Annotated in this window: 25 protein-coding genes; 10 read left to right on the plus strand and 15 right to left on the minus strand. The window is 69.0% G+C overall.

What is annotated here, in order from left to right:
- Positions 1–83: 83 nt before the first annotated feature.
- Positions 84–2,003, plus strand: a complete 1,920-nt coding sequence (locus tag ACFY2X_RS29715) for a glycoside hydrolase family 15 protein (protein ID WP_389944400.1) — start codon at positions 84–86, stop codon at positions 2,001–2,003.
- On the opposite strand, the gene ACFY2X_RS29720 is transcribed toward ACFY2X_RS29715, so the two are convergent.
- Positions 1,960–2,808 carry a universal stress protein gene (locus tag ACFY2X_RS29720; protein ID WP_389944403.1) on the minus strand — a complete coding sequence of 283 codons (849 nt, stop codon included), beginning with the start codon at positions 2,806–2,808 and terminating at the stop codon, positions 1,960–1,962. The two genes, ACFY2X_RS29715 and ACFY2X_RS29720, sit on opposite strands and share 44 nt — an antisense overlap.
- A gap of 167 nt (positions 2,809–2,975) precedes the next feature.
- Between ACFY2X_RS29720 and ACFY2X_RS29725 the strand changes: the two genes are divergently transcribed.
- Positions 2,976–3,185 carry a hypothetical protein gene (locus ACFY2X_RS29725; RefSeq protein WP_389944406.1) on the plus strand — a complete coding sequence of 70 codons (210 nt, stop codon included), beginning with the start codon at positions 2,976–2,978 and terminating at the stop codon, positions 3,183–3,185.
- 309 nt (positions 3,186–3,494) lie between these two features.
- Here ACFY2X_RS29725 and ACFY2X_RS29730 read toward each other — a convergent pair whose 3' ends face one another.
- The 3 genes from ACFY2X_RS29730 to ACFY2X_RS29740 all read right to left on the minus strand — a co-directional run bounded on the left by ACFY2X_RS29730 (position 3,495) and on the right by ACFY2X_RS29740 (position 5,405).
- Positions 3,495–4,199 (minus strand): phosphatase PAP2 family protein, encoded by a 705-nt coding sequence (locus ACFY2X_RS29730; RefSeq protein ID WP_389944409.1) that lies wholly within the window; start codon positions 4,197–4,199, stop codon positions 3,495–3,497.
- A 10-nt stretch (positions 4,200–4,209) separates the two neighbouring features.
- Positions 4,210–4,914: a phosphatase PAP2 family protein gene (locus ACFY2X_RS29735; RefSeq protein ID WP_389944412.1), complete on the minus strand. Its 705-nt coding sequence runs from the start codon at positions 4,912–4,914 to the stop codon at positions 4,210–4,212.
- Between the two features lie 107 nt (positions 4,915–5,021).
- Positions 5,022–5,405, minus strand: coding sequence for a hypothetical protein (locus ACFY2X_RS29740; protein WP_389944415.1), 384 nt, complete (start codon positions 5,403–5,405; stop codon positions 5,022–5,024).
- A gap of 169 nt (positions 5,406–5,574) precedes the next feature.
- Here ACFY2X_RS29740 and ACFY2X_RS29745 point away from each other — a divergent pair, with 169 nt between their 5' ends.
- Both ACFY2X_RS29745 and ACFY2X_RS29750 read left to right on the plus strand, forming a co-directional pair.
- Positions 5,575–6,642, plus strand: coding sequence for a quinone-dependent dihydroorotate dehydrogenase (locus tag ACFY2X_RS29745; RefSeq protein WP_389944418.1), 1,068 nt, complete (start codon positions 5,575–5,577; stop codon positions 6,640–6,642).
- Between the two features lie 40 nt (positions 6,643–6,682).
- Complete coding sequence (locus ACFY2X_RS29750; protein WP_389944420.1) at positions 6,683–6,895, plus strand: heavy-metal-associated domain-containing protein; 213 nt, start codon at positions 6,683–6,685, stop codon at positions 6,893–6,895.
- Between the two features lie 59 nt (positions 6,896–6,954).
- Here ACFY2X_RS29750 and ACFY2X_RS29755 read toward each other — a convergent pair whose 3' ends face one another.
- The 4 genes from ACFY2X_RS29755 to ACFY2X_RS29770 all read right to left on the minus strand — a co-directional run bounded on the left by ACFY2X_RS29755 (position 6,955) and on the right by ACFY2X_RS29770 (position 11,043).
- The gene (locus ACFY2X_RS29755; protein WP_389944422.1) at positions 6,955–8,592 is read right to left on the minus strand and encodes a beta-N-acetylhexosaminidase; all 1,638 of its coding nucleotides are present in this window, start codon (positions 8,590–8,592) and stop codon (positions 6,955–6,957) included.
- Positions 8,593–8,658: 66 nt separating this feature from the next.
- On the minus strand, positions 8,659–9,516 hold the full coding sequence (locus ACFY2X_RS29760; protein WP_389944425.1) for an N-acetylmuramoyl-L-alanine amidase: 858 nt from the start codon (positions 9,514–9,516) through the stop codon (positions 8,659–8,661).
- Positions 9,517–9,584: 68 nt separating this feature from the next.
- Positions 9,585–9,833, minus strand: a complete 249-nt coding sequence (locus ACFY2X_RS29765; RefSeq protein ID WP_389944428.1) for a hypothetical protein — start codon at positions 9,831–9,833, stop codon at positions 9,585–9,587.
- 124 nt (positions 9,834–9,957) lie between these two features.
- Positions 9,958–11,043 carry a LacI family DNA-binding transcriptional regulator gene (locus tag ACFY2X_RS29770; RefSeq protein ID WP_389944429.1) on the minus strand — a complete coding sequence of 362 codons (1,086 nt, stop codon included), beginning with the start codon at positions 11,041–11,043 and terminating at the stop codon, positions 9,958–9,960.
- Between the two features lie 136 nt (positions 11,044–11,179).
- Between ACFY2X_RS29770 and ACFY2X_RS29775 the strand changes: the two genes are divergently transcribed.
- Positions 11,180–11,869 carry a TetR/AcrR family transcriptional regulator gene (locus ACFY2X_RS29775; protein WP_389944432.1) on the plus strand — a complete coding sequence of 230 codons (690 nt, stop codon included), beginning with the start codon at positions 11,180–11,182 and terminating at the stop codon, positions 11,867–11,869.
- A gap of 157 nt (positions 11,870–12,026) precedes the next feature.
- Here ACFY2X_RS29775 and bldC read toward each other — a convergent pair whose 3' ends face one another.
- Together bldC and ACFY2X_RS29785 are read right to left on the minus strand one after the other, a co-directional pair.
- Positions 12,027–12,230 (minus strand): developmental transcriptional regulator BldC, encoded by a 204-nt coding sequence (gene bldC / locus ACFY2X_RS29780; protein ID WP_013133571.1) that lies wholly within the window; start codon positions 12,228–12,230, stop codon positions 12,027–12,029.
- Positions 12,231–12,549: 319 nt separating this feature from the next.
- On the minus strand, positions 12,550–13,407 hold the full coding sequence (locus ACFY2X_RS29785; RefSeq protein WP_389944435.1) for a hypothetical protein: 858 nt from the start codon (positions 13,405–13,407) through the stop codon (positions 12,550–12,552).
- Between the two features lie 188 nt (positions 13,408–13,595).
- Between ACFY2X_RS29785 and ACFY2X_RS29790 the strand changes: the two genes are divergently transcribed.
- Both ACFY2X_RS29790 and ACFY2X_RS29795 read left to right on the plus strand, forming a co-directional pair.
- Complete coding sequence (locus ACFY2X_RS29790; RefSeq protein WP_389944438.1) at positions 13,596–14,699, plus strand: Glu/Leu/Phe/Val dehydrogenase; 1,104 nt, start codon at positions 13,596–13,598, stop codon at positions 14,697–14,699.
- Between the two features lie 149 nt (positions 14,700–14,848).
- Positions 14,849–15,082 (plus strand): DUF3073 domain-containing protein, encoded by a 234-nt coding sequence (locus ACFY2X_RS29795; protein ID WP_389944440.1) that lies wholly within the window; start codon positions 14,849–14,851, stop codon positions 15,080–15,082.
- A 404-nt stretch (positions 15,083–15,486) separates the two neighbouring features.
- On the opposite strand, the gene purM is transcribed toward ACFY2X_RS29795, so the two are convergent.
- On the minus strand, positions 15,487–16,512 hold the full coding sequence (gene purM, locus ACFY2X_RS29800; RefSeq protein ID WP_389944442.1) for a phosphoribosylformylglycinamidine cyclo-ligase: 1,026 nt from the start codon (positions 16,510–16,512) through the stop codon (positions 15,487–15,489).
- Positions 16,509–17,945 (minus strand): amidophosphoribosyltransferase, encoded by a 1,437-nt coding sequence (gene purF, locus ACFY2X_RS29805; RefSeq protein WP_389944444.1) that lies wholly within the window; start codon positions 17,943–17,945, stop codon positions 16,509–16,511. Before purF ends, purM begins: the two co-directional genes overlap by 4 nt.
- Positions 17,946–18,115: 170 nt before the next feature.
- Here purF and ACFY2X_RS29810 point away from each other — a divergent pair, with 170 nt between their 5' ends.
- Positions 18,116–19,417, plus strand: coding sequence for a hypothetical protein (locus ACFY2X_RS29810; RefSeq protein ID WP_389944447.1), 1,302 nt, complete (start codon positions 18,116–18,118; stop codon positions 19,415–19,417).
- Positions 19,418–19,583: 166 nt separating this feature from the next.
- Here the strand turns inward: ACFY2X_RS29810 and ACFY2X_RS29815 are convergent, their stop codons facing one another.
- A complete protein-coding gene (locus tag ACFY2X_RS29815; protein ID WP_389944450.1) occupies positions 19,584–20,030 on the minus strand; it encodes a sterol carrier family protein in 447 nt (148 codons plus the stop codon).
- A gap of 162 nt (positions 20,031–20,192) precedes the next feature.
- Between ACFY2X_RS29815 and ACFY2X_RS29820 the strand changes: the two genes are divergently transcribed.
- Entirely contained in the window at positions 20,193–22,244 is a 2,052-nt protein-coding gene (locus ACFY2X_RS29820) for a PhoX family protein (RefSeq protein ID WP_389944569.1), read from the plus strand.
- A 47-nt stretch (positions 22,245–22,291) separates the two neighbouring features.
- On the opposite strand, the gene ACFY2X_RS29825 is transcribed toward ACFY2X_RS29820, so the two are convergent.
- Positions 22,292–23,743 (minus strand): MFS transporter, encoded by a 1,452-nt coding sequence (locus tag ACFY2X_RS29825; RefSeq protein ID WP_389944453.1) that lies wholly within the window; start codon positions 23,741–23,743, stop codon positions 22,292–22,294.
- 84 nt (positions 23,744–23,827) lie between these two features.
- Between ACFY2X_RS29825 and ACFY2X_RS29830 the strand changes: the two genes are divergently transcribed.
- Positions 23,828–24,490, plus strand: coding sequence for a TetR/AcrR family transcriptional regulator (locus ACFY2X_RS29830; protein WP_389944572.1), 663 nt, complete (start codon positions 23,828–23,830; stop codon positions 24,488–24,490).
- An 83-nt stretch (positions 24,491–24,573) separates the two neighbouring features.
- On the opposite strand, the gene ACFY2X_RS29835 is transcribed toward ACFY2X_RS29830, so the two are convergent.
- Entirely contained in the window at positions 24,574–24,966 is a 393-nt protein-coding gene (locus ACFY2X_RS29835; RefSeq protein ID WP_389944456.1) for a hypothetical protein, read from the minus strand.
- Between the last annotated feature and the right edge of the window lie 114 nt (positions 24,967–25,080).

Genomic DNA, 25,080 nt, shown 5'->3' on the forward strand with positions numbered 1-25,080 from the left:
CGGTGTGCGGGGATGCTCCCCGGCCGCCGCTCGCGCCCTCGGCGAGTTTGCCTGGACGAGATCCGGGGAAGGCAGGTCAACGCATGACGATGGATCCACCGAGAGGCATGTTCTCCGGCTCCTCTCCTTTTCCACCTATCGGGGACTACGGCTTCTTGTCCGACTGCGAGGCCACCGCTCTGGTCGCGTCGAGCGGGAACGTCGAGTGGCTGTGCCTGCCCCGGATGGATTCGCCCAGCGTGTTCGCCGCCATCTTGGACCGGGACGCCGGGGGATTCCGGCTCGGCCCCGCCGACCTCACGGTGCCGGCCGCGCGCCGGTACCTGCCGGGCACCATGGTGCTGGAGACGAGCTGGGGTACGCCGACCGGCTGGATCATCGTGCGAGATCTGCTGCTCATGGGGCCGTGGCATCACGAGGACGAGCTCTCCCACACGCACAGGAGGGCACCGACCGACTACGACGCCAGCCACGTGCTGCTGCGCACGGTGCGTTGCGTCAGCGGAGAAGTGCAGGTCACGCTCGACTGTGAGCCGGTGTTCGACTACGGCCGTAAACCGGCCCAATGGGACTACACGGACCGGGGCTATCACCAGGGCGTCGCCCGTGCGGACGGGGAGACCCTGGAACTCAAGCTCACCACTGACCTGCGGCTGGGCTTCGAAAAGGCGCGGGCGAAGGCACGCACCCTGCTGCGAGAGGGAGACACGCGCTTCTGCGCGCTGTCATGGACCGTTCACGAGCCGCCCTACACCTTCGCGGAGGCGTACAACCGGCTCGTGTGGACGGCCCACCACTGGCAGCACTGGCTTGCCCGAGGAAACTTCCCCGACCATCCCTGGCGCAGCTTCCTGGAACGCAGCGCCCTCACCCTCAAGGGCCTGACCTTCGCCCCGACCGGCGCGCTGATCGCGGCGGCGACCACCTCTCTGCCCGAGACACCGGGCGGGGACCGGAACTGGGACTACCGCTACAGCTGGATCCGCGACTCCACCTTCGCCCTCTGGGGCCTGTACACCCTCGGGTTCGACTGGGAGGCCGACGACTTCTTCTTCTTCATCGCCGACGTCGCTGAGAGAGACCCGGAGCTCCAGGTCATGTACGGCGTCGACGGCGAGCGCGACCTGAAGGAGCACATTCTCGATGACCTGTCCGGCTACGAGGGGTCCAGGCCTGTCCGGGTCGGCAACGCCGCCTACAAGCATCGCCAGAACGACGTCTGGGGAGCGGTCCTCGAATCCTTCTACATCCACACCCGATCCCGGGATCACCTGGACGAACGGATCTGGCCCGTGCTGAAGCGCCAGGTCGAGTGCACCATCAAATACTGGCGGGAGCCCGACCGGGGCATATGGGAGGTGCGTGGCGAGCCCAAGCACTTCACCTCGTCGAAGGTCATGTGCTGGGTGGCGGTCGACCGGGGGGCGCGGCTCGCCCGGCTCCGCGAAGACCTGAAACTGGCCGAGCGCTGGCAGAGGATCGCCGACGAGATCCACGCCGACGTGTGCGCCAACGGCGTCAGCGAGCAGGGGATCTTCAAACAGGACTACGACAGCGACGCCCTTGACGCGTCCCTCCTGCTCATCCCGCTGGTGCGCTTCCTGCCGCCCAGTGACCCGAGGGTTCGCAACACCGTCCTTGCCATCGCCGACGATCTGACCGTCGACGATCTGGTCCTGCGCTATCGGACGAAGGAGACCGACGACGGCCTGTCCAGCGAGGAAGGGACCTTCACGATCTGCTCGTTCTGGCTCGTCTCGGCGCTGACGGAGATCGGGGAGCACATCCGCGCCCGCAGGCTCTGCGAGAAGGTCCTCTCATTCGCCAGCTCGCTAGGCCTCTACGCCGAGGAGATCGACCCCGTCAGCGGGCGCCATCTGGGTAACTTCCCCCAGGCCTTCACCCACCTGGCCCTCATCAACGCGGTCATCCACATCATCCGGGCCGAACGCGGCCAGCTCATCGAGAGGACGTGGAGAATGCCCGCGACGGGACAACGATGACCGTGCACGGCGCTCCGCGCAGCAGCGCCTGGCAGATCAGGCCGAGTGGCAGCTCGACCGGGTCGTCCTGACCGCGGTCACCGATCACCACCAGGTCCGCGCGGTCGGCCGCCTGGTAGAGCACCGTCGCGTGAGGTCTCGTCTCGACGGCGGTTTCCACGGCCACCATGGGATATTTCTCCTCCCACGCCCCAACGGTGGCGTGGAAGTGGGCGGCCAGCCGCCGTGTGTCGTCCGTGCCGGCGGGGCAGAGGCAGACCGCCAGCAGCGACGCCCGCCGCAGCCGCGCCTCCTCGAAGGCCACCCCCAGCTCCGCCCGCTCAGGATTCGCGCCGTCCACACCGACCACGACGCGATCCGTTCTCGGGCTGGTGGGCTCCTTGACGACGGCCACGGGACAGTGCGCGTGCGAGGCGAGCTGTATCGCGGTCGAGCCGATCTGCAACTCCTCGAAGCCGCCCACCCCGCGCTGACCGACCGCGACCAGCTCCGCAAGGGACGACTCGCTCATCAGGGCGGCGGTCGGCGACCCCGTCATCAGCTCCTCGCGCACCTCCAACCGGGGAGCCAGCCCGCGTGCCAGACTTACCCCCCTGTCGAGCACGTGCTGGCCCATGCGCTTCACGGTTTCCATCGCTTCGAGGCTCACGGGCGGCATGGGATAGGGCAAATGCCAGGCGTGGCAAACGATCAGTGAAACGAATCGCATGCGCGCTTCGTCGATGCCCCAGCGAAGAGCCCGTCCGCTCGCAGTCGAACCGTCGTATCCGACGACCACCGGCCGTGCGTCACCGCTTGCTTGCATGGCGCCCCCTTCCCTATGCCCCTTACCTCCATATTTGTCTTATTCGTCCGCTATGGCGAGCGCCATGCCATAAGACTTTCCCCCGTGGGAGAAACCTTCGGTGGGGGTTGGGGGAGGTGTCAGGAATCGGAGGCGTGGCCCGGGAGTGGCTGCATGATCATGGAGGTGTGTCCGATCACCTGGTCTGCCTGGACCGCGCCACGGCCGGGAGCCGCTCTGCCGGGCGCCGTCAGGTGCCCGCCATCACGGTCTTGTCGGAGGGTGCCTGCTCGGCCTGCGGCTGCCTGTGCGCGCTGGGCTCCACGGGGGTCTGTACGGCGGGCGGGCAGGTGCAGTATCCGTTGGTTACGATCAGGCGTCCCCGCTGCGGCGTGTAGTCGCGAGAGTCGCTGGTTAGAAGAACACCCGTGCAGGTATGACAGACAAAGGGCTGGCGTTCCATTGGCCGGCTTCCTTCCTGAGGGTAGCCGTCGAACGATGGTAAGTCCGGCCGGCTGGCTGCTCGTGCCCTAAAGAGGAGAACTCAATCCCCTATCGGGACTTCTATCGTACTTCGTAGCATAGAGTAATTATTCTAGCACGTATAGTAACTGGCGGGCATATGTTCGTACGGTCTTCCATGGTGTGAACCACCCCGGAAAGCTGTGGAGGAACCGGTCGCGGCGGGGGCCGCGGAGACGCGGTTCCTACGCCCCGAGCTTTTCCTTCACCACGGGCTCCGTGCCGGCCAAGGGCCGTCGCGCCAGCAGGGCGTTGGCGGCCACCGCGACGCAGACCAGGCCGAGCAGGAAGCCCCAGCCCACGTCGCTCAGATGATGCATGCCGCGATACATCCGCGAGTAGGCGATGCCCACGGGGACGCTCAGGCCGATCAGCCACCAGAGCACGTTGAGGATCTTGTGGCGGTGGGTGTGGAGGGTCAGCACCAGGGCGATGCCGCAGTAGAAGGCGACCGCGGCGCTGGTGTGCCCCGAGGGAAAGCTGGACGTGGGGGGCGCGGGGTCCAGATGTGAGACCGTGGGCCGCTTCCGCTCGGCGAAGACGGTCGCCAGCAGGAAGATGGCCGACTGGGAGAACACCGCCAGAGCAAGGAAGATCGACTCGTTCCAGCGCCTGAACGCCAGCCGGAAGACGACGAAGAGCAACGCGGTGCCCGCGATGATCACCGGAGTGTCGGACATGTTGGACACCACGTCCGTGACGGAGGTCCAGAGCGTCGTCCGGTCCCGGGCCAGCCGCTCGTTGACCCCCTGGTCGTTCGCGGCGATGGTGGTGGTCTGCAGAACCTTGGTGATCAGCAGTCCGATGCCGACCGTCAGGGCGGCCATGCCGGCGAGGGGCAGCAGGATGAGGCGCGTCACACCCCTGAAGTCGATCAGCACTTTCGGCATGACGCGCCAGCTACCCCGAACTCGTCTTTCGGAACGCTTCGGGTTCGATGCCTTCCATGTACGGTTCGACCGGTTTGCGGCCCTCTTCCCGCCGCCACCTTTCGAACCCGGTGGTGGTCCCCGCGACCACCACGAAGCCCAGGGTGATCCCCGCCACCGCGTCACTGAGCCAGTGGACGCCGAGCGCCACCCGGGTGTAGGCGACGAAGACCGTGACGGCCGCCGCGGCGATCCAGGTCGCGACCCGGGAAGCCCTGCTCTTCAGCGAGGGCAGCAGGACGAGGGCGAGAACGCACGCGCCTGTCGCCGCGGCCATCGCGTGCCCGGAGGGAAACGAGGCGCCCGGCGCCCACGACACCGGATCGGGCAGGGCGGGACGCGCCCGATCGACGAGATCCTTGACCGCCAGGTTCAGCAGGCCGCTGACGGTGATCGTGACGACTCCCCAGATCGCCAGGCGCCGCGCGCCCCGGCACCACAACCAGGCGGTCACCGCCACCACCAGCCCACGCCATGTCCACGGCCCGAACACCTCGGTCGCCACCTTGAGGAAGTCCGCGTAGCCGGGATTGGCCAGGGCATATGCGTGCAGCCGCCGGGCCGTACTCTCGTCGAAGCCGTTCAGCGGCGCGAAGGAGGAGACCACGAACACCAGCAGCAGGATGAACGGCACGGAGAACAACGCGACGGCCCCCACCGCGAACGTGAGCCGCATCCCCAGGCGGTGGTCCGAGTCTTGGCGATTTCTGTGGTCGAGTGCCCTGGCCATCGTTGGGGGCTACCCAACGACGGGCGGATATGTCTTACACGGCGGGTAAAACCTCAGGCAGCGTGGCGCGCCTCACGCCGGGTGGTCCAGCGCAGCACGTCGCAGTGACGCCGCTCGGCCTCGGCGAGGGCGGACTCGTCGGAGTAGGAGTCGAGCACGGCCCGCAGGTGCGGCATCTGCTCGGTGACGTCGGTCCACGCCTGGGAGGGGTCGTCGAGACCGAGCTCGATCAGGGCGTCCAGATGCGCGGCGTACGCCGTCCACCACTGGCGGCTCAGCTCGGCCAGGAATCCGTCCAGGCCACCGAACTCCTGCTGGATCTCGGGCTCCCACCAGGGCGGCACGGTGGTGCTGCCGGTCTCCTTCAGATCGCGGAGCACGGTGTGCGCCAGGGTGCGGCGCCGACGGACGGTGGCCGAACGCGACATGATGCTCATGCCCTCAGCCTGTCGTTTCCGGCTTGCGAAACGCTTAAGGATCTATTGACGGTGATATATGGCTCCAGCCGATCGTCCCGCCCCGTGTCCGCCGGTCTCCGCTGATCCGGCAGCCTGACGGTACGGCCGGCGCGAGTAGCACCCCGCCGGGGCACTAACCTGATCGGTGATGTATCGATTCGTGTTCACGCAGGTCCTCAGCCGCTTCGATCCGGAAGATGTGCACCATCTGACGATCAACGCGCTTCGCCTCCTCTCGGTGACGCCCGTGGTCAAGCGGCTTGTTCACCGTCGTCTCGCGCCGCGTGACCCCGCTCTGCGCGTGCAGGCGTTCGGCGTGCACTTCCCCGGCCCGTTCGGGCTGGCGGCGGGCTTCGACAAGGACGCCGGCTGTGTGGAGGCCATGTCCGCGCTCGGCTTCAGCCATGTCGAGGTGGGCACGATCACCGCGCACGCCCAGCCTGGCAACGCCAGACCCCGATTGTTCCGCCTGCCCCGCGAGCGGGCGATCATCAACCGGATGGGCTTCAACAACGCCGGCGCGAGCGCCGCGGCCCGGGTCCTGGGCAGGGCCCGCGGCGTCCCGGCGATCGTCGGCGTCAACATCGGCAAGACCAAGGTCGTTCCCGAGTCCGAGGCCGTCCACGACTACGTGGCCAGTGCCAAGCAGCTGGCTCCGCTGGCCGACTACCTGGTCGTCAACGTGAGCTCGCCGAACACCCCTGGCCTGCGCGACCTGCAGGCCGTCGAGCTGCTGCGCCCGCTGCTCCGGGCGGTCAAGGAAGTCGCCGACAGCACTCCCAAGCGCACCCCGCTGCTGGTCAAGATCGCCCCTGACCTGGCGGACGCAGATGTGGACGCGGTCGCCGACCTGGCCCTTGAGCTCGGTCTTGACGGCATCATCGCCACCAACACCACGATCAGCCGCGAGGGCGTCTCCAGCACGGAGACCGGCGGCCTGTCCGGGCGCCCGCTGAAGGCCCGTTCGCTTGAGGTGCTGCGCAGACTGCGCGGCCGGGTGGGCGACGGCCTGGTGCTCGTCTCCGTCGGCGGTGTCGAGGACGTGGACGACGTCTGGGAGCGCCTGCTCGCCGGAGCCACCCTGGTCCAGGGCTACAGTGCGATGATCTACGAGGGTCCCCTCTGGGCCCACCGGATCCATCGCGAGCTCGCCCGCCGTCTCCGCCGTCATCGCGTCAGCGATCTCCGCGAAATCATCGGTCGCACCGCGACCTGAGCAATACCCTCTGCGGGTAACACCGGATATTGGAGGCGCGATGAGCGTGATCACATACACCGTTACCGGAATGACCTGCGGCCATTGCGTCAGCTCGGTCAAGGAGGAGGTCGGCGAGGTCTCCGGCGTCACCGGAGTGGACGTCGACCTGGAGAGCGGCCGGGTGGTCGTCTCTGGCGGCTCTCCCGACGACCTCGATGACGCGGCCATCCGCGCCGCCATCAAGGAGGCCGGCTACGAGGTGGCCGGCTGATCCCCTGAAGCCGCGCCCCGGTTGTCACCATCCGCCGACCGGGGCGCCGTCGGCCGGGGTCAGAGGCTGGGGCGGGTCGATTCCCCGGCGTGGGTCATCTCTTCGAGGTGCTTCATGGCCTTGTCGACCCTGACGACCCCCGGGCGGTGGCGGCGGCGGCCGGCCCCGCCGAGCTGCCAGGGGTGCGGGCCGGTCAGCGGGCGATATTCAACCCCCATCGCGTCCAGGCGGCCCAGATGACCTTCGAGGCGTTCCCCGAACCCGGAGCCGGCCGAGCCGGACCAGGCGACCTCGGCCAGCGCGCAGCCTCGTGGCCAGGCCCGGTAGTCCACCGCACGGCCGTCGGGCAGGCGCTCGCTCCACAACTGGAACTGCGCCCCCAGCACACGCTCCCGCTGCCCGGCCGTCCATGACTCCGGGGCCGGGTCGAAGGCCGCGACGTCCGACACGGTGATCGTGTCGCCAATGGCGATCGGCTCCCGCTCCGACGCGGCCTCGGCGTAGTCGAAGTACAGCGGGAAGACCGGCGTCTGCACCACGTCGTGCCCGGCCTCGGCGGCGCGCCGAGCCACCTCCCGCCCCCGCCACGGCATCACGATCGTGTCGTCCCGAAGCGTGCCGCTGACGAACGCCTCGTCCCACACGACGGCCCGGCTGCCCCGCTCGGCCAGCACGTCCGCCAGCCGGCGCAGGAACCAGGCGTGCAGGCCGCTCAGGCTCTCCAGTCCGAGTTCCTCCTGGAACGCGACGATCTCCGGTGCGGCCGCCCAGTCGTCGAGCACGCACTCGTCCCCGCCGACGTGCACGTACGGGGTCTCGCCGAGCGCGCCGAGAATCTCGTCGATCACCGCGGTCAGGAAGTCGATCGTCGGGGGGAGCGGAGACAGGATCGCGGGGGAGATGCCCCACCGGTCCAGCACGGGGAAGGGCTCGGGTTTCCGGCCGCCCGTGGCCCGCGCGTCGAGCGACGGGTAGGCGGCGAGAACGGCCGAGGCGTGCCCGGGCACGTCGATCTCCGGCACGATCGTCACGGCCCTGGCCCGGGCGTAGGCGGAGATCTCCGCGAGGTCGTCCAGCGTGTAGTACCCGCCGTGCGGCACCTCGTCGAAGGCCGGCTCCTCCCCGTAGTAGCTGGTGATCGTGCGCGGCCGGTGCGAGCCCACCTCGTGCAGCCGGGGGGCGAAACGGCTCTCGACCCGCCACCCCTGGTCGTCCACCAGATGCAGGTGGAGCCGGTTCAGCTTGTGCGCCGCCATGATGTCGACCATCCGGAGCACCTCGCGCTTGGGCAGGAAGTGCCGTGCCACGTCCAGGTGGACCCCGCGCCAGGAGAACCGGGGCGCGTCCTCCACCCGGCCCGCCGTGACGGCCCAACCGTCCCGGGCGACCGCCCGGAACGCCTCGTCGGGAAGCAGCTGCCGCAGGGTCTGACCCGCGTAGAACGCCCCCGCCCGGTCTCCGGCCGCGATCCGCACGCCTTCGGCCGTCACCTCGAACGCGTATGCCTCCGCTCCCAGCGACGCGTCCCGCTCCACCCGGACCGTTCCCGACTCCGCGGGCCGCAGGTCGAGCACGGCGAGCGCCAGCCGTACCGCGTCGACCAGCTCGGCGGGACCGGAGACGGAGGTGCCGGAGGAGAGTTCGAAAGAGCCGTCCGCAGGCTCGAAAACGGCCGGACGCGGCAGGAGATGGGCCATGCCTTAGATCATGCCAAACCGGTCCCGGGCGGGTTCCGCACGGAACCCGCCCGGGACCGGGCGTCACTACTTGAGGTAGTTCTGCATGCCGTTGGCCAGGGACAGCGCGACCTTCTGCCGGAACGCCGGGTCCTGGAACTTGGCCGCCTCGCCCGGGTTCTTCATGTTGCCGCACTCGATGAAGACCTTGGGGACCGTGGAGAGGTTCAGGCCGCCCAGGTCATCGCGGAAGTCCAGGGCCTTGCTGCCGATGTAGGTGGAGTACGGCAGGCCCGTGCCGGCCTTGTAGGCCTCGCGGACGGCCAGGCCGAGCTTCCTGGACGCGCCGACCACCGGGTCCACCGGGCCGTTGATCTTCTTCGGCATGATCACATGGAAACCGTGGTTGGCGGAACCCGACCCGTCGCCGTGAACCGAGATGACCGCGTCGGCCTTGGCCTCGTTGCCGATGGCCGCCCGCTCGGTGATGCACGGGCCGACGCCGGAGTTGTTCTTCCGGGTCAGCTTCACCGTCGCGCCCCGATCCCTGAGGATCTTGGCCATGCGCTGGGAGACGTCCCAGCTGAAAGCCGCCTCGCTGTAGCCGCCTGGGGTCTCCGTCCCGGTGGTGTCGCAGGGCTTCCACTTGGTCAGGACGTTGACCTGCTTGTTGACGACCTCGGGGTGCTTACCGTTGAGTCCGTTGTGGCCCGGGTCGATGACCACGACCTTGCCGCTCAGCGGCTGGGCCTTGGTGCTCCCGGCCGCCGGGGCCGGGGTGCCCGTGGCCGCCAGGCTCGCGTCGCGGACGCTTCCGGCCGCCGAGGTCACCTCGTGGGAGACCGGCCCGCTGTCCCGTGCCGGGCTCGCACCGGCGGTGCCACCGCAGGCCGCGGCGCCCAGGCCGCACAGAACAAGGGCCGCCCCGAGTGTTTTGCTGGTCACGCTCGTCCCCCTCGAAGGAATCGTCAACCATCCAACTTACGTGGCCCGACGTCGTGACTAAGCCGTTATCACCAGACGTGTTCCCCTACTTCCTGCTTCTGCAGGAGCGAGGCGAGTTCCCGGGCGTCCTCCGCGTCCAGTCCCAGGACGACGCGTGGGCGCCCCCACGGATGGTCGATCGAATGGGCCACGTAGCTCGCCACGGACTCGGCGCCGGCATCCCCGTTCCGGCCTCGGGCGGCCCGCCAATGTACCCACGCCCGCTCAAGCTCGGCGGCCGCGCGCTGGGCGCATGACACCAGTTCTGGATCACGCATTGTTACCCCCCTCGTCAATGCCAGAGTGAACACCAGGGGCTCACCGCCACTTCGGAGGTTGACCCGGTTTTGACGAGATCTTGGAGCCTGCCTGGGCGTGATGTAACGCTCCAGGCAGGCCCTTTTACCGAGGCACGGGGCCCGTGCTACGCCTTACGATCAGCTGCGGGTTGACCTGGCGCAGACGTGAGGCCTTGCTGGGGTCGCCGATCCGGTCGCTGAGCAGGGCCGCGGCCGAGCGGCCCATGGCCCGGCGGGGTTGCTCGACGGTGGTCAGCGAGATCGGCCGGGTTCCGGCGAGGTGGGTGTTGTCGTACCCGACCACGGAGAGATCCTGGGGCACGCGCAGGCCCAGCTCGGCCGCCGCGGAGAGCACGCCCATGGCGACGGCGTCGTTGGCGGCGAAGATCGCGGTGGGCCGGGGGTCGCGGGTGAGCAGCTTGTGCGCGGCCTGCGCCCCGCCCTCCTCCGTGGAGTCGCCCTGCTCGACCATGATGTACGGCGCCAGCGCGTGCCTGCGCATCGCGACGAGATAGCCCTCGCACCGGAACCGGCCGGAGGAGAAGCGGGAGCCCTCGATGTGGGCGATCCGGTGGTGGCCGAGTTCCACGAGGTGGTCGATGGCCAGCCGGGCACCGAGCTGGTCGTCGTCCACGACGATGTCCACGCCGCCGAGGTTGATGTCGCGCTCGCCCACCACGACGGTCGGCGTGTAACCGGTGGCCTCGACGAGCGTCTCGCTGGTGGGCGCGATGCCGAGGAGGACGAGTCCGTCCACTCGCAGTTCGAGGAACGCCTCGACCGCCTCGTCCTCGAAGGCCGGTTCCCATTGGCTGTTGCCGATGAGCAGCCGGAGCCCGTCGCCGTGCAGGCTCTCCTGCAGGCCGTCCAGGAACTCGGCGTAGAACGGGTTGTGCAGGTCGGCGACGAGCGCCCCGACCAGGTGGGTGCGGCCTTCGACCAGGCTGCGCGCGACCGCGTTGGGCCGGTAGCCGAGTTCTCTGGCCGCCTGTAACACGGCTTGCCTGCGATGCTCGCTGACGTGCGGTGATCCGCGTAGTACAAGCGAGACCAGTGATTTGGAGACACCGGCTCGCTCGGCCACGTTCCGGATCGTGGGCCGTGGACGTGGTCCGCCGCCGTCTGACGAGACGGGATCGGCGAACTCGCGGGCTCGGGTGACGGTGATGTTGACCGGTGGTCCTGACATGGCTCTCCCCCGTGATGGTGGATGGGCACCTGTCACTCAAAACGATCGAGTTCGGAATGGGGTACGGCTTCCGCCCGATGGAGCTCCGATCTTGCCGTCAGCGCCGCCGGGTATCGACTCCGATAGTGTGCGGACTGTGGGTTCGACATCCGGAGCCGCCAAGCAGGACAAGCCTGTGGCGGAGGGCGCGCGACCGGCGCGGCGCAGGCTCAGTGTGGACCGGCGCCGTGAGGAACTCATGGCGGCGGCCCTGGAGCTGTTCAGCACGCGTGAGGCCGAAGACGTGTCCATCGACGACGTGGCCTCGGCGGCGGGGGCGTCGCGAGCCCTGGTCTACCACTACTTCGGTGGCAAGCAGGAGCTCTATGTCGCCGCGTTGAAGAGTGCGGCGGCCCAGTTGGAGGCGCGGCTCCAACCGGTCGGCGGCGGTGACCCGCTCGACGAGCTCGCCTGGGGTCTGACGCGCTACTTCGACTTCGTCGAGGAGCACGCGGCGGGCTTCGCCGCCCTCCTCAAAGGCGGTCCGGCCAACCGCAGCGGCGAGATCGGCGAGATCGTCGACAACGTCCGGCACCGTCTCTTCCACCTCCTCATGAGGCAGATGCAGGTCGAGGAGCCGATCCCGGTGCTTCGCGCCACCCTGCGCTCGTGGATCGCGTCCGTGGAGACGGCCGGCCTTGACTGGCTGGAGCACAGGGACATCGAGCGTCCGGCCCTTGAGCGTATGCTCGTCGACCACATGGTGGCCCTGCTCGGGGTGGCGGCGAATCATGATCCGCGAGTTCAGCGGCTACTGGAGAATCTGGACCGCAACCAGATGGCGTAGCCGGCCAGGTCGGGAAGGTCTCGGCGGGAGCCGTACGGGGCTCTGCCGGGGCGGCGCCGGGCGGGCGACGCCGCTCCCCACAAACAACCCGTGTGGCCTGCGCGCTCACACGGTGAGCGCGCGCCTGGTTCCCCCTAGGTCCGTGACGGCCCCCGTCTTACTCGGAGCGCTGTTGCGGAATCCCCGCGAGCAGCGCGCGAACCTCGGTCTCCCGGTAGCGGCGGTGTCCGCCCAGCGTGCGGATGGACGTCAACTTGCCCGCCTTCGCCCACCGCGTAACGGTCTTGGGATCGACGCGGAACATGGTTGCGACCTCTGCCGGGGTGAGCAACGGCTCCGCCTCGGGTGTACGAGCTGACATTTGTGCGGCCTCTCCTCCATGTGGACCGGCGACAGCGATCCTGCGATTTGACGCTTCTCACGGATGTCCCCCTATGGCCCCTTGCGTGCGGCTGTTCGGACCATATGCGGCATCACCCGATGTGACCATACAGCCACGTAGAGCGATTGGCGAGCCTTTGCGTGGCTCATCTCTCTTGTGCACCTGTTGTTGTCACGCTCGGTGATTCTAGCGACACGTTTCGTGGTATCGCAGTGAAAACGGCAAACTACTCAGTTCGTAGACGTGTCGCCGGTCATCGACCGAACTACTTATGCAGGTCAGAGGGATGATTTGCGACTCAGTTTGCTGATTCGAGAAGTTGTATTGATCTCCAGCGGAGAATCACCCGCTGATACATGGCGAAGGCCAACTCTTCCTCGCCGGTTTCCAGACCCGTCAGGGCTGCCGAGAGCTCGGCGACGGACTGGTCGGCCTGGAGCTTCTCGTCGTCCATGAGATGGACGATGCCGCCGTAGTCGAGCTCCACCAGCGAGTGCGGGTGGAACTCCTCCAGCCAGCGTGCGACCTCCTCGACCTCGGCGGTCACCGCGACCTGGCCCACATACTTGCGGATGATCTGCAGGGCGCGGGCGCTGCGGCGGCGGGCCTGGGCCATGGACGTGACGTAGAGAAGGTTACGCATGGTGGTCGTGCCCCCCGGCCCCCGGTCGCCGTCGAGCACCAGCCAGCGCTCGTTCCCGTCGAAGGGGATGAACCATGAGGTCGGAACATGCCATGTCGAGGTTCGGATGTGGGTGCGCAGGGCGGCCGAGCCGCTCCGGCGCTTGAACCTGTCGAAGTCGTCGGCCGTCTGCTCGGCGATCGAGATCGGCACGAACTGCTCCATCAACCTCACCGGAGTCGCCCCCCGGAAGCGTGAGAAGGCCAGCCACGACCTCAGTCTGCTCTGCCAGGGGCAAACGTAGAGCACCTCCTCTACGCGCCTGAGATAGGCGTTGGGGCTCTCCTGGGCGGGGGCCGGGGAGGGCGGGACCCCCAGGAGGCGGCGGACTGCCTCGCCGTGCTCGGCGTGGAGCGCGCTCGCGCGGCGAGGGCGGTCGGTCGCTTCGGCGTAAGCGGCCCATGAGTCGCGTTCAGACGGGGTGAACGCGGCCAGTGGTTCGTAGACGCGGAGGTAAGCGGCATAGGGCAGCACGACCGCATCGTGTCATGAAGGACCTGCTGTTGTCCGGTATCGACCCGCTCTGAGCCATGGCGTCGCTTGTCATGTCTCGCCTGGTGAGAAGGCGAGGTTTCCCTCATCGTTCACCGGAGGTTATGGATACGCTGAGAGCGATTTCCGCCGCGAAGGAGCGGCGGACCGGACGACCGGGAGTCACCACAGTGACCGACGTCTTCGGGCTGTCTCACAAGGACACAAGCCCCGCAAGCGGCCAGGCGAAGCACGAGCAGGTCATCTTCTGCTCCGACGAGCGCAGCGGCCTCCACGCGATCATCGCGATCTACAACACCGCCCTCGGCCCGAGCCTGGGCGGCACCAGGTTCTATCCCTACGAGAGCGAGCAGGCCGCGCTGGCCGACGTGCTCAACCTCTCACGGGCGATGGCCTACAAGAACGCTCTGGCCGGGCTCGACCTCGGTGGCGGCAAGGCCGTCATCATCGGCGATCCGGCGAAGGACAAGAGCGAGGCGCTGCTGCGCGCCTACGGCCGGTTCGTGCAGTCCCTCGGGGGCCGTTACTACACCGCGTGCGACGTGGGCACCTACAGCGAGGACATGGACATCGTGGCCCGCGAGAGCTCCTACGTGACCGGCCGCACGCCGGCCCAGGGCGGGGCCGGCGACTCCTCGATCCTGACCGCCTTCGGCGTGTTCCAGGGCATGCGGGCCGCGGCCGAGCACCTCCACGGCGTGTCGACGCTCCGCGGCAGGCGGGTCGGTGTCGAGGGCGTGGGCAAGGTGGGCCACCGCCTGGTGGACCACCTCGTCGAGGACGGCGCGGAGGTCGTGATCTGCGACGTCAGCGAGCAGGCCGTCGAGCGGGTCCGGCAGCGGCACCCCCAGGTGGAGGTCGTCGCCGACCAGCTGGAACTCACCGGGGCCGACATCGACGTCTACGCGCCGTGCGCGCTCGGCGGGGCGCTGGACGACGACACCGTCGCCCGGCTGCGCGCCACGATCGTCTGTGGTGGAGCCAACAACCAGCTGGCCCACCCGGGAGTGGAGAAGGAGCTCGCCGACCGGGGCATCCTCTACGCGCCCGACTACGTGGTCAACTCCGGCGGCGTCATCCAGGTCGCCGACGAGATCCAGGGGTTCAACATGGACAGGGCGAAGGCAAAGGCGACCCAGATCTATGACACGACTCTCAAGATCTTCGCCGCGGCGGCGGAGGATGGCATACCGCCGGCCGTCGCAGCCGATAGGCTAGCGGAACGCAGAATGTCGGAAGTCGGGCGAATTAGGGGCATTTGGCTGGGCCACTAGCCCCTCACGCCCATACGGCGTACCGAGCCGGGCGTAAAACAGGTACGGTTGTAGTCGAACGAGAGCTGACGCCTTAGTCAGGTGGCGTCAGTGCGCGGTGCGTTAGCGACGAGGGGTCGGGCACGACCCCACACGAGGGGGTCGAGCCAATGGGGCGCGGCCGAGCAAAGGCCAAGCAGGTCAAGGTTGCTCGCCAGCTGAAGTACAACAGCGGTGGCACTGATCTTGAGCGTCTTCGCGACGAGCTCGGAGTCAGAGCTGACTCCAACCACAATGACGACGCCAACGACTCCTACGATGAGCTGGCGGATCGGTATGCCGATTACGCCGATGACTTCGGCTCTGGAGACGACCGTGGTGACGGGACGTCCGGCCGCCGTTAGGCGGCCTCCAGATTGAGTGCGAGCAAGGCACCCGGTGGCTGAAAAGCCACCGGGTGTTTTCTCCGTGCGCGTTGGTCTCCGACAGCGCTCCGGTGGCCCGGAGCGCTACTCGGCGTACCTTCGCCGTACCGGGTGATCTTCCGCGTACGGCGAGGCGGCGGGCGGCGGGATGACCGGCGCCCTCTCCAGGAGTCGCGGCCGGGAAGCGTCCCGGGGAGTGCCCGGTGGGTGAAGACCCGCCAGACGCCCCCTGGGTCCCGCGAGGCATCGGCCTTGCCGGTCCATGGCGATTCGCGGCATGGGCGAGGCCCGCGGGATGGGCGCCGGCGATGACGTGCCTTGCCGGTCCACGGCGGTTCACGGCGTGGGCGAGGCCCACGGGACGGGACCCGGCGGGATGGGCGCTAGCGATAACGTGCCTGGCCGGTGCCGGGGACGACCTCGCCGAGCACCCAGGCCGGGAGGTCGCGCTCCTTGAGCAGGGCCAGGGACCGGTCGACGGCGTCCGCGGGAACGATCGCCGCCATGCCCACACCCAGATTGAAGGTGCGGTCCATGTCGGCCTGCGCCACCTTGCCGTGCCCCGCGAGCACCTCGAAGACGGCCGGAGGGGTCCAGGAGGAGCGGTCCAGCAGCGCGTCCAGCGTCGGCGGCAGGGAGCGGGACAGGTTGCCCTCCAGGCCGCCCCCGGTGATGTGCGCGTACGCGTGGACGTCGACCGAGCGGGCCAGCTCCAGGCAGTCCAGGGAGTAGATCCTGGTCGGCTCCAGCAGCTCCTCGCCCAGGGACCGGTCGAGCTCGGCGAACTCGGCCTCCAGGGAGAGACCGGCGATCTTGATGATGTGCCGGACCAGCGAATAGCCGTTGGAGTGCACGCCGGAGGAGGCCAGCGCCAGCACCACGTCGCCTTCGCGGACCCGGTCCTGGCCGAGCATCTTCTCGGCCTCCACCACGCCGGTGGCGGCGCCCGCGAGGTCGTACTCGTCGGCGCCCATGGCGCCGGGGTGCTCGGCCGTCTCACCGCCGATGAGGGCGCAGCCCGCCATGCGGCAGCCCTCGGCGACGCCGCCCACGATCTCGGCGATCCGCTCGGGGACGACCTTCCCGCAGGCGATGTAGTCGGTCATGAACAGGGGCTCGGCCCCGCAGACCACCAGGTCGTCCACGACCATGCCGACCAGGTCGATGCCGATCGTGTCGTGCTTGCCGAGCGCCTGCGCCAGCATGACCTTGGTGCCGACCCCGTCGGTCGAGGTGGTCAGCAGCGGCCGCTTGTAGCTCAGCAGGGCCGAGGCGTCGAAGAGGCCGGCGAAGCCGCTGGCGTCGTCCACGACCTCGGGCCGACGCGACCGCGCGACCTTCGACTTCATCAGCTCGACGGCGCGCTCGCCCGCGTCGATGTCCACGCCGGCAGCGGCGTAGCTGGTCACAGTTTGGCCTCCAAGACGTATTTGCCCACGTTGTCACGGTCGATGGGGATCGGGTACACACCATCGAAGCAGGCCCGGCAGAGTCGCTCGGCGGGGATCGTGGTCGCCTTGGTCAGGCCCTCCAGCGAGATGTATCCGAGTGAGTCGGCGCCGAGAGAGGCGCGGATCTCCTCCACGCTGAGCGAACCGGCGATCAGCTCGGCCCGGGTGGCGAAGTCGATGCCGTAGAAGCACGGCCAGGAGACCGGAGGCGAGGAGATCCGGACGTGGACCTCGCGGGCGCCCGCCTCGCGCAGCATCTTGACGATCGCCCGCTGGGTGTTGCCGCGCACGATCGAGTCGTCCACGACGATCAGCCGCTTGCCCGCGACGACTTCCTTCAGCGGGTTGAGCTTGAGCCGGATGCCGAGCTGGCGGATCGTCTGGGACGGCTGGATGAAGGTCCGCCCGACGTAGGAGTTCTTGACCAGGCCCTGGCCGTAGGGGATCCCGCTCTCCTCGGCGTAGCCGACGGCGGCGGGGGTGCCCGACTCGGGGGTCGGGATGACCAGGTCGGCCTCGACGGGGTGCTCGCGGGCCAGCACGCGGCCGACCTCGACCCGGGTGCTCTGCACGCTGCGCCCGGCGATCGTGGTGTCGGGACGGGCCAGGTAGACGTATTCGAACAGGCAGCCCTTGGGTTCGGGCAGCGCGAACTTGCGGGACCGCACGCCGCGCTCGTCGATGGTGATCATCTCACCGGGCTCGATCTCGCGGACGAACGTGGCGCCCACGATGTCGAGGGCGGCGGTCTCGGAGGCGACCACCCAGCCGCGCTCCAGCCAGCCCAGGACCAGCGGGCGGATGCCCTGCGGGTCGCGGGCCGCGTACAGCGTCTTCTCGTCCATGAAGACGAGCGAGTAGGCGCCCTTGACCTGGGGAAGGAGCTCTGCGGCCGCGTCGTCGATGGGCTGGCTGCGGTCCTGGGCCAGCAACGACGTAAGGACCTCGGTGTCGGTGGTGGCCCTGGTCGCGCCGGGAGCCAGGCGCCGGGCCAGCTCCGGGGTGTTGATCAGGTTTCCGTTGTGGGCGAGCGCCAGCCCGCCGTCCTCGGTCGAGCTCAGCGTCGGCTGGGCGTTCTCCCAGACGCTCGACCCGGTGGTCGAGTAGCGGCAGTGGCCGACGGCCAGGTGGCCGCGGAGGGTCCCGAGGATCGACTCGTCGAAGACCTGGGCCACGAGGCCCATGTCCTTGTAGACGAGGATGCGGCTGCCTTCGCTGACTGCTATGCCCGCGGACTCCTGCCCGCGGTGCTGCAATGCATACAGCCCGTAGTAGGTGAGTTTGGAGACTTCTTCCCCAGGAGCCCAGACACCGAAGACGCCGCACGCGTCTTTCGGGGGCCGGTCCTGGGGGTCAAGGTCATGGCTCAGATGGCCGTCGCCCTTCAGCACGTGCTTCAGTCTAGGTCGGTCTCTTCGCTGCTCGCACCTCGGGTCCCGGTCTGCCGCCTGTTTCACCTTGACCGAACAATCGTCGGTCTTTTGCCGTGTCGGCCTGTTTCATCGGAAAGGCCCAGGGGAGTGTGAGGTATCCGGCATGCCTACGCGTCGGGAGAATGGACATGACAACGCCTGATGATCCGAACAGGCCGGATCCGCGGCGGGAGCCGGGAGACCGGCGGCCCGAGCGGGAAGAGGCCGAACCGGAGCAGTCGTCCGGCGTCTTCGAGGAGACGACCGCCCCGAGCGAACCGGCCGCTCCCTACTCGGGCGAACCGCCCGCTGAGCCGTCACGGGCACCCGGTTCGGAGCCGCCGGCGGTCTCCGGACGGACCACGTGGCCGCCCCCGATCTCGGGGCCGGCCGGGACTCCTGACCGGCCGGCGGGACCGGAGCCCTCCGAACCCGAGGAACCCGCCGTCCCCGGCGAGACCCCGCCGTGGCCGCCGATCTCCACTCCCAGCGAGCCGTCGCTGCCGGAGCACCCGGACGTGCCGACCGCTCCGGAGATCCCCGAACCGGTGCGGGGGGAACCTCACCCGGACGCCCGGGCGGACACGGAGAGCACGGCGGTTTTCGAGTCGCCGGCCGCCCCGTCCGGGCCCCAGGACACCTACACCGTGCCGGGCGCGACCCCGGCCGCCTATCCCGGCTGGGAGAGCGCCCCGGAGGCGTCGGCGGTGAGCGGTGAAGGCGACCGGGACATATCGCCGGGCGCGACCCCGCCCTCGCGCTACGAGCCGTCGACGCCGTCCGAGGGCCCCCAGGCGGGTTCCCAGGAGAGCCCCCAAGCGGGCTCCCAGACGGGCGCGCCGCCGGGCGGCCCGTACGGCGAGCCCGCGGGCGGTGCCCACCACGGCCCCTCCGCTGACGACGCCTCCCGCGCCTCCCCCTACAGCGGAGCTCACATGAGCACGGGTCAGCCCGGAGAGCCCGGGGAGCCCGGTCAGCGACCGCCCTCCACGCCGTCCGGCGGGCCCTCGTATCCGGAGACCCCGGGCGGTTCGGCCTACCCGTCGGGGGGCCCGCCGTACCAGGCGCCGTTCCCGCCGGGCGGGCCCTCGTATCCGGGTGCCCCGCCGTACCCCGCGCCTTCGGGCGACCAGTGGTCCCGGAGAGAGGAGGGAGGCGGCCTCGGCACCGCCGCGCTCGTGCTCGGCATCGTGAGCATCTTCCTGCTCTTCGCGTGCGGCCTGGGCGTGCTGACGGCCATCGTCGGCCTGATTCTCGGCATCGTCGCGGTCGCCAAGAACTCCAACCGCGGGCGGGCCTGGGTGGGCATCGTTCTGAGCGCCCTGACCCTGATCATCGCCGTGGTGTTCGTGGCCTGGCTCTACAACAAGGTCGGAGACTGCGTGAACCTGCCGCCCGAGCTCCAGCAGCGCTGCATCGAGGAGAAGTTCGGCGTCCAGGTCACCCCGTGATCCGGCCGGCCAGGCGCCCGGGACACCCTTCACGGGTCCCGGGCGCCTGGCGCACCGGCGGATGGCCCGCGGGTGCTCACCGCATCGGCGAGTGGCTCGTGGCCGCACAGTCCGGCGGCGGATGGCTCGTGGTCGCGCAGTCCGGCGGCGGATGGCCCGCGGGAGCTCAGCCCAGCGGCAGGTGCTCCGACAGGTCGGCCCGTGATCCGCTTGCCGCGATCTTCCCCGCCGCCATGGCCTCGGCCCATGTCAGGCGTCCGGTGGCCAGCTCCAGCCAGGTCCGCCCGTCGGTCTCCACCACGTTCGGCGGAGTTCCCCGCGTGTGCCGGGGGCCTTCCACGCACTGCACCGCCGCGTAGGGCGGGACCCGCACCTCGACGGTCCGGCCGGGAGCCGCCGCCGCCAGCCGGTCCAGCAGATGTCGTACGGCGAAGCGTGCGATTTCCCGCTCCGGCCGCAGGCCCCGGTCGTATACCCTCAGCACCACCGGCACGCAGGCTTCCAGCAGTGCCCGAAGATCTTCGGGTCCGTCGTAGGGAGGCTCGTCAAGTGCGATCAGCTGGGCGTCCAGTGCGGCGCGGACCTTGGCGGCATCAGGCTTGTGAGGTGGCACGCCCCCATCATGCCCGCCCGTCGGACCGGCCGATTGCGACAAATGCTTCATCAACCGGGCAAACGTCGTTCACCGTGGGTTCTATTGGTGCGCGTAGCGTCACGGCCGGAACGATCGTGCACAACCTTGGAGGACCCTGTGGCGAACCCGTCGCCGCGCAGAATGCTCCCGCTGCTTACGAGCCCTCACAAGGGTGGACGTAGCGCGCTTACCTGCCAGTTCCGTTGTGGCAACCAGTGCGCCCACGACGTGCTGAACACCAGCGACAACCCGTACTTCGGCGACGTGGTCGCCGAGGCGATGTCCCGTCGTGGCGTGCTGCGCGCCGGAGCCCTCGGCGCGCTCGCGGTCGGCGTGGGGATCACCACCGCCGTCCCGGCCGCCGCCGACCCGGGCCTTGAGGTCGAGTCCCTTGAGGTCGAGGGAGGTCGCCGCGGCGGCCTCCGCTTCACCGCGGTCCCGCCGAACACCGACGACAAGGTGACGGTCCCCGAAGGTTACGAGTCGGCGCCCGTGGTGCGCTGGGGTGACCCGGTGCTGCCCGACGCCCCGGCGTTCGACTTCGAGAACCAGACCGCCGCCGCGCAGGCCGCGCAGTTCGGCTACAACTGCGACTTCGTGACGTTCTTCCCGCTGGGCGGCCACCGCGGCCTGCTCTGGGTGAACCACGAGTACACCGACGAGAACCTGATGTTCCGCGGCTACACCAACGGCACCGCCGCGACCGAGGAGCAGATCAAGATCGCGCTGGCCGCGCACGGCGGCTCGGTGGTCGAGATCGAGCGGGTGGGCCGGTCCGGCCAGTGGAAGCTGGTCACGCAGGGTCGCCGCCGCTACAACCGGCGCGTCACCGTGCAGACCCCCATGAAGTTCACCGGCCCGGCCGCGGGCAGCGACCTGCTGAAGACCGCCGCCGACCCGGCGGGCGTCGAGCCGGTCGGCATGCTCAACAACTGCGCCGGTGGCACCACCCCGTGGGGCACGGTGCTGAGCGGCGAGGAGAACTTCAACCAGTACTTCGTCAACGGCAACGGCGTGCCCGAGGCGCAGAAGCCCTTCCTCACCCGGTACGGCGTGAGCGCCACGACCGGCATCCCCGGCGGCAGCCGCCGGTTCGACCGGGTCGAGGAGCGGTTCGACCTCGCCAAGCACCCGAACGAGGTCAACCGGTTCGGCTGGATCGTGGAGATCGACCCGTTCGACCCCGACTCCACCCCGATCAAGCGCACCGCCCTGGGCCGTCTGTCCCACGAGGGTGCCACCACCACCCTGGCCGGGGACGGCCGGGTCGTGGCCTACATGGGCGATGACTCCCGTTTCGAGTACATCTACAAGTTCGTCTCGAAGAAGCGCTACATCCCCGGCTTCGACCGGCACAACCGGACGCTGCTGGACGAGGGCACCCTGTATGTGGCCAAGTTCACCGGCGACAGCCCGGCCTCGGAGATCGACGGCTCCGGCAAGCTGCCCGCCGACGGCCAGTTCGACGGCTCGGGCGAGTGGATTCCCCTGGTCACCGGTAACGTCTCGCACGTGCCCGGGATGACCGCGCAGGAAGTCCTCGTCTACACCCGCGTGGCGGCCGACAAGGTCGGCGCGACCAAGATGGACCGCCCCGAGGACGTGGAGCGCAACCCGGTCACCGGCGGCGTCTACGTGGCACTGACCAACAACTCCAGCCGGGCCCCGGCCCAGGTGGACGAGGCCAACCCGCGCCCGGCGAACAAGCACGGCCACGTCCTGGAGATCGTCGAGCGTAACAACGACGCCGGGGCCACGACCTTCGCCTGGTGCCTGCCGCTGATCTGCGGTGACCCCAACGACCCCTCGACCTACTTCGGCGGGTTCGACAAGACCAAGGTCTCGCCGATCTCCTGCCCGGACAACGTCACCTTCGACGCCGACGGCAATCTCTGGATCTCCACCGACGGCAACCAGCTCGGCGCCCACGACGGCCTGTTCGCCATGCCGGTCCGCGGTCCCGAGCGCGGTTACCTCCGCCAGTTCCTGAGCGTCCCGGTCGGTGCCGAGACCTGCGGCCCGCTGGTCACCCGCGACCAGCGCAGCGTCTTCGTGGCCGTCCAGCACCCCGGCGAGACCAACGGCGCCACCCCTGAGGCTCCCAGCAGCCACTGGCCTGACGGCGGCACCAGCCAGCCTCGCCCCTCCGTCGTGGTGGCCTGGCACACGCAGGGCAAGAAGATCGGTTCCTGACATCGGTGCCGCCCGCGCGTCACGCGCGGGCGGCACCTCGCCGTCCCTCACGCCGCCGGTACGGCGGGGATTTCGGCGGCGGTTTCGGAACCCGTCGGGGGCTCGGCGCTCACCGGGGTCTTGGGGGCCCGCAGGGAGAACAGGCTGACAGGCACGCCCACCAGCACGATGGCGGCGGCGACGACCAAGGTGAACTGGTAGGCCGAAAGGAAGGCCGTCAGTGGCTCGGCTCCGTCCCGGAGGACCGAGGCCTGCCGGCCACCGAGGATCGCGCCGAGGACGGTGATCCCGAGCAGGCCGAAGACCTCTCGCGAGACGTTCAGGATGCCCGCGGCCACCCCGGTCCGGTCGAGGGGAAGCGTGGCCAGGACGGCCGTGGTGAGCGGCACCAGCAGCCCGCCACCCAGACCGTAGACCAGGAACCATGGCAGCAAGTCCCCGAACGAGCCACCCTCCCCGACGAAGGAGATCCCTAGCACCGCTACGGCCATCAGCAGGAGCCCGGCGGCGACGGTCCGGGCGGTTCCGAAGGCCCTGCTGATACGCGGGGCGGTGGCCGCGGTCGCGGCCATCAGCAGCGCCATCGGCACGAACGAGGACCCGGCCTCCACAGGGGAGAAACCCAACGCGTTCTGCAGGTACAACGCGGTGAAGAAGTAGATCCCGAACACCCCGAACGCCCACAGCCCCGTCGACAGCATGCCCCCGCTGAACACTCGCGACCGGAACAGCGACAGGTCGATCATCGGCTCCCGGCTCCTGAGCTCGATCACCGTGAACGTCACCGCCGACACCGCCGCGAGCCCGAACGCGCCCAGGATCTCCGGCGAGGTCCATCCGGCTCCCCCGCCCTCGATGAGCGCGTAGGTCAACGCGAACAGCGTCAGGCTGGACGTCATCAGCCCGGGAACGTCCAGGCTGTGCCGTACCCGGTCCTGCGGGGCCACCCTGATCGCCCACAGCCCGAGACCGAAGGTGACGATCCCGATAGGCGCGTTGATCAGGTAGATCCACCCCCAGTGCGCCCGCTCGCTGATGAACCCGCCGGTCAGCGGGCCAAGAGCCAAGGCCAGCGCGCCGACCGCGCTCCACAGGCCGATCGCCGTCCCACGTTCCCGGGCGTCAGGAAAAACGGAGCGGAGCAGGGCGAGCGCCGTGGGCGTAAGGAGCGCGGCACCGACGCCCTGCACTCCTCGGGCGGCGATCAGGCTCGCGCCGTCCGTGGCCAGTCCTGCGGTGAAGGACGCCGTCGTGAACACAGCGAGGCCGATCATGAAGATCCGCCGCCGTCCGTAGACGTCCGCCAGGCGCCCACCGACCAGCATCAATCCGGCGAAGACCAGGATGTAGCCGCTCACGATCCATTCGAGCTCCGAGATGCTCAACCCGAGGTCCCGCTGGATCGTGGGCAACGCGACGTTGATCACGTTGTTGTCCAGGTACGTCATGAAAGTGGCCAGCGAGATCGCTCCCAACGCCCACCACTTGCGGTCAGCCATCACTCAACTCCTCTACGCTGTACTTGTACGGCGTACATGTACGGTGGATAGTTGAACTTGTACGGCGTATAGTTGTCAAGCGTGATGGGAAAACTGACCCGTGAGGCCGTTGTCGAACAGGCGCTGGAGATCGGCGGGGCCGAGGGACTTCAGGCGGTGACCATCCGGCGGCTCGCCCAGGAGCTGGGGGTCACCCCGATGGCGCTGTACTGGCACTTCAAGAACAAGGAGCAGCTGCTCGTCGGCATGGCCGATCACCTGGTCCAAGGGTTCGTGATAGCCGAAGACCGTGACAGGCCGTGGCAGGAACAACTGCGCGAGCTCGTCACTGGCCTGGTCAAGGTGCTGCGGCACTACCCGTGCGCGGCGGCCGTGCTGGAGGAGGTGGACCAGATGACCGTGCCGAATTTCTTGCGGGTGTGGGACACCGCCCTCGGCCTGGCCAGGCAGGCGGGGTTCACCTACGAGGAGAGCTGTTTGATCTCCAAATACCTGCTCCAGGGTGCGATCGCCCTGGCCGCCGGTCCGATGAACCGCCGCCCCGGCAGGACGGAGCAGGAGGCCGCCGAGAACATGCGCGTCAAGCGCGTCAGCCTCCAGTCGCTGCCGCCGGATGTTTACCCGCACATCGTGGAGATGGCCGTCCCCCTCTGTGAGGGCGCCTCGGCCGGGCTCTACGACACCTTCGGCGTCGACCTCCTGATGACCGGCATCGAAACCTTGGCGGCTCGCCTCGGCGACGATTGAACGACGACGGAGTCCTCAGGAGCCGGGCGCTCGCCGGTGTCGAGGTCGTGACCGATCGCTCACGCGGGTGACGGCTCCGGGGGTCATTTCTCCCATCGCCGGTGGCGAAGGTCGACTTTGTCGACTTTCCAGTGGCGGCGTCGGCGCGCGACGGAAAGCCGGTTCAGGCAGAGCCAGAGCAGCACCGCTCCCACCGCTGTCATTACTTGGAAGGCCAGTCGCTGGTCGATCCCGTTGAACGGCAGGCTGGAATCTTCGGCCGGTGCGGAGTCGGCGGATTCGAGGTTGGCGGACCCGGAGTCCCGGAGGCCGGACGAGGGCCGGAAGGCGGCGGGCGGGGAAAGCGTCCGGGCCGATATCCCGCTAGGTGTCGAGGGAAGCTCGCCGGTGACCAGAGCCGCCCTGCCGCCGGACAGCGCAGAGGCGACGGGGAGACCGCCCTCCGTGTGTGCCCAGGCACTGGGAACAACCAGCACGGGTATAGCCATCCAGAAGGCAAGAAGCATCAATATTTGACGACCACGCATGAACAATTCCCCCGAAAAAGCCGCCCGTCTTATGCGAAGTGCCGATCAGCCATTCTCTGCGCC

This window comes from Streptosporangium sp. NPDC000396 (assembly GCF_042898655.1).
Taxonomy (GTDB): domain Bacteria; phylum Actinomycetota; class Actinomycetes; order Streptosporangiales; family Streptosporangiaceae; genus Streptosporangium.

Coding starts and splice junctions, on each gene's coding strand:
- ACFY2X_RS29755 (WP_389944422.1), bottom strand. CDS start 8,592: ATGGCCCATCTCCTGCCGCGTCCGGCCGTTTTCGAGCCTGCGGACGGC.
- ACFY2X_RS29810 (WP_389944447.1), top strand. CDS start 18,116: ATGACAACGCCTGATGATCCGAACAGGCCGGATCCGCGGCGGGAGCCG.
- ACFY2X_RS29830 (WP_389944572.1), top strand. CDS start 23,828: ATGGGAAAACTGACCCGTGAGGCCGTTGTCGAACAGGCGCTGGAGATC.
- ACFY2X_RS29715 (WP_389944400.1), top strand. CDS start 84: ATGACGATGGATCCACCGAGAGGCATGTTCTCCGGCTCCTCTCCTTTT.
- ACFY2X_RS29770 (WP_389944429.1), bottom strand. CDS start 11,043: ATGTCAGGACCACCGGTCAACATCACCGTCACCCGAGCCCGCGAGTTC.
- bldC (WP_013133571.1), bottom strand. CDS start 12,230: ATGTCAGCTCGTACACCCGAGGCGGAGCCGTTGCTCACCCCGGCAGAG.
- ACFY2X_RS29730 (WP_389944409.1), bottom strand. CDS start 4,199: ATGCCGAAAGTGCTGATCGACTTCAGGGGTGTGACGCGCCTCATCCTG.
- ACFY2X_RS29720 (WP_389944403.1), bottom strand. CDS start 2,808: ATGCAAGCAAGCGGTGACGCACGGCCGGTGGTCGTCGGATACGACGGT.
- ACFY2X_RS29750 (WP_389944420.1), top strand. CDS start 6,683: ATGAGCGTGATCACATACACCGTTACCGGAATGACCTGCGGCCATTGC.
- ACFY2X_RS29795 (WP_389944440.1), top strand. CDS start 14,849: ATGGGGCGCGGCCGAGCAAAGGCCAAGCAGGTCAAGGTTGCTCGCCAG.
- ACFY2X_RS29745 (WP_389944418.1), top strand. CDS start 5,575: ATGTATCGATTCGTGTTCACGCAGGTCCTCAGCCGCTTCGATCCGGAA.
- ACFY2X_RS29820 (WP_389944569.1), top strand. CDS start 20,193: ATGCTCCCGCTGCTTACGAGCCCTCACAAGGGTGGACGTAGCGCGCTT.
- ACFY2X_RS29765 (WP_389944428.1), bottom strand. CDS start 9,833: ATGCGTGATCCAGAACTGGTGTCATGCGCCCAGCGCGCGGCCGCCGAG.
- ACFY2X_RS29740 (WP_389944415.1), bottom strand. CDS start 5,405: ATGAGCATCATGTCGCGTTCGGCCACCGTCCGTCGGCGCCGCACCCTG.
- ACFY2X_RS29825 (WP_389944453.1), bottom strand. CDS start 23,743: ATGGCTGACCGCAAGTGGTGGGCGTTGGGAGCGATCTCGCTGGCCACT.
- ACFY2X_RS29735 (WP_389944412.1), bottom strand. CDS start 4,914: ATGCGGCTCACGTTCGCGGTGGGGGCCGTCGCGTTGTTCTCCGTGCCG.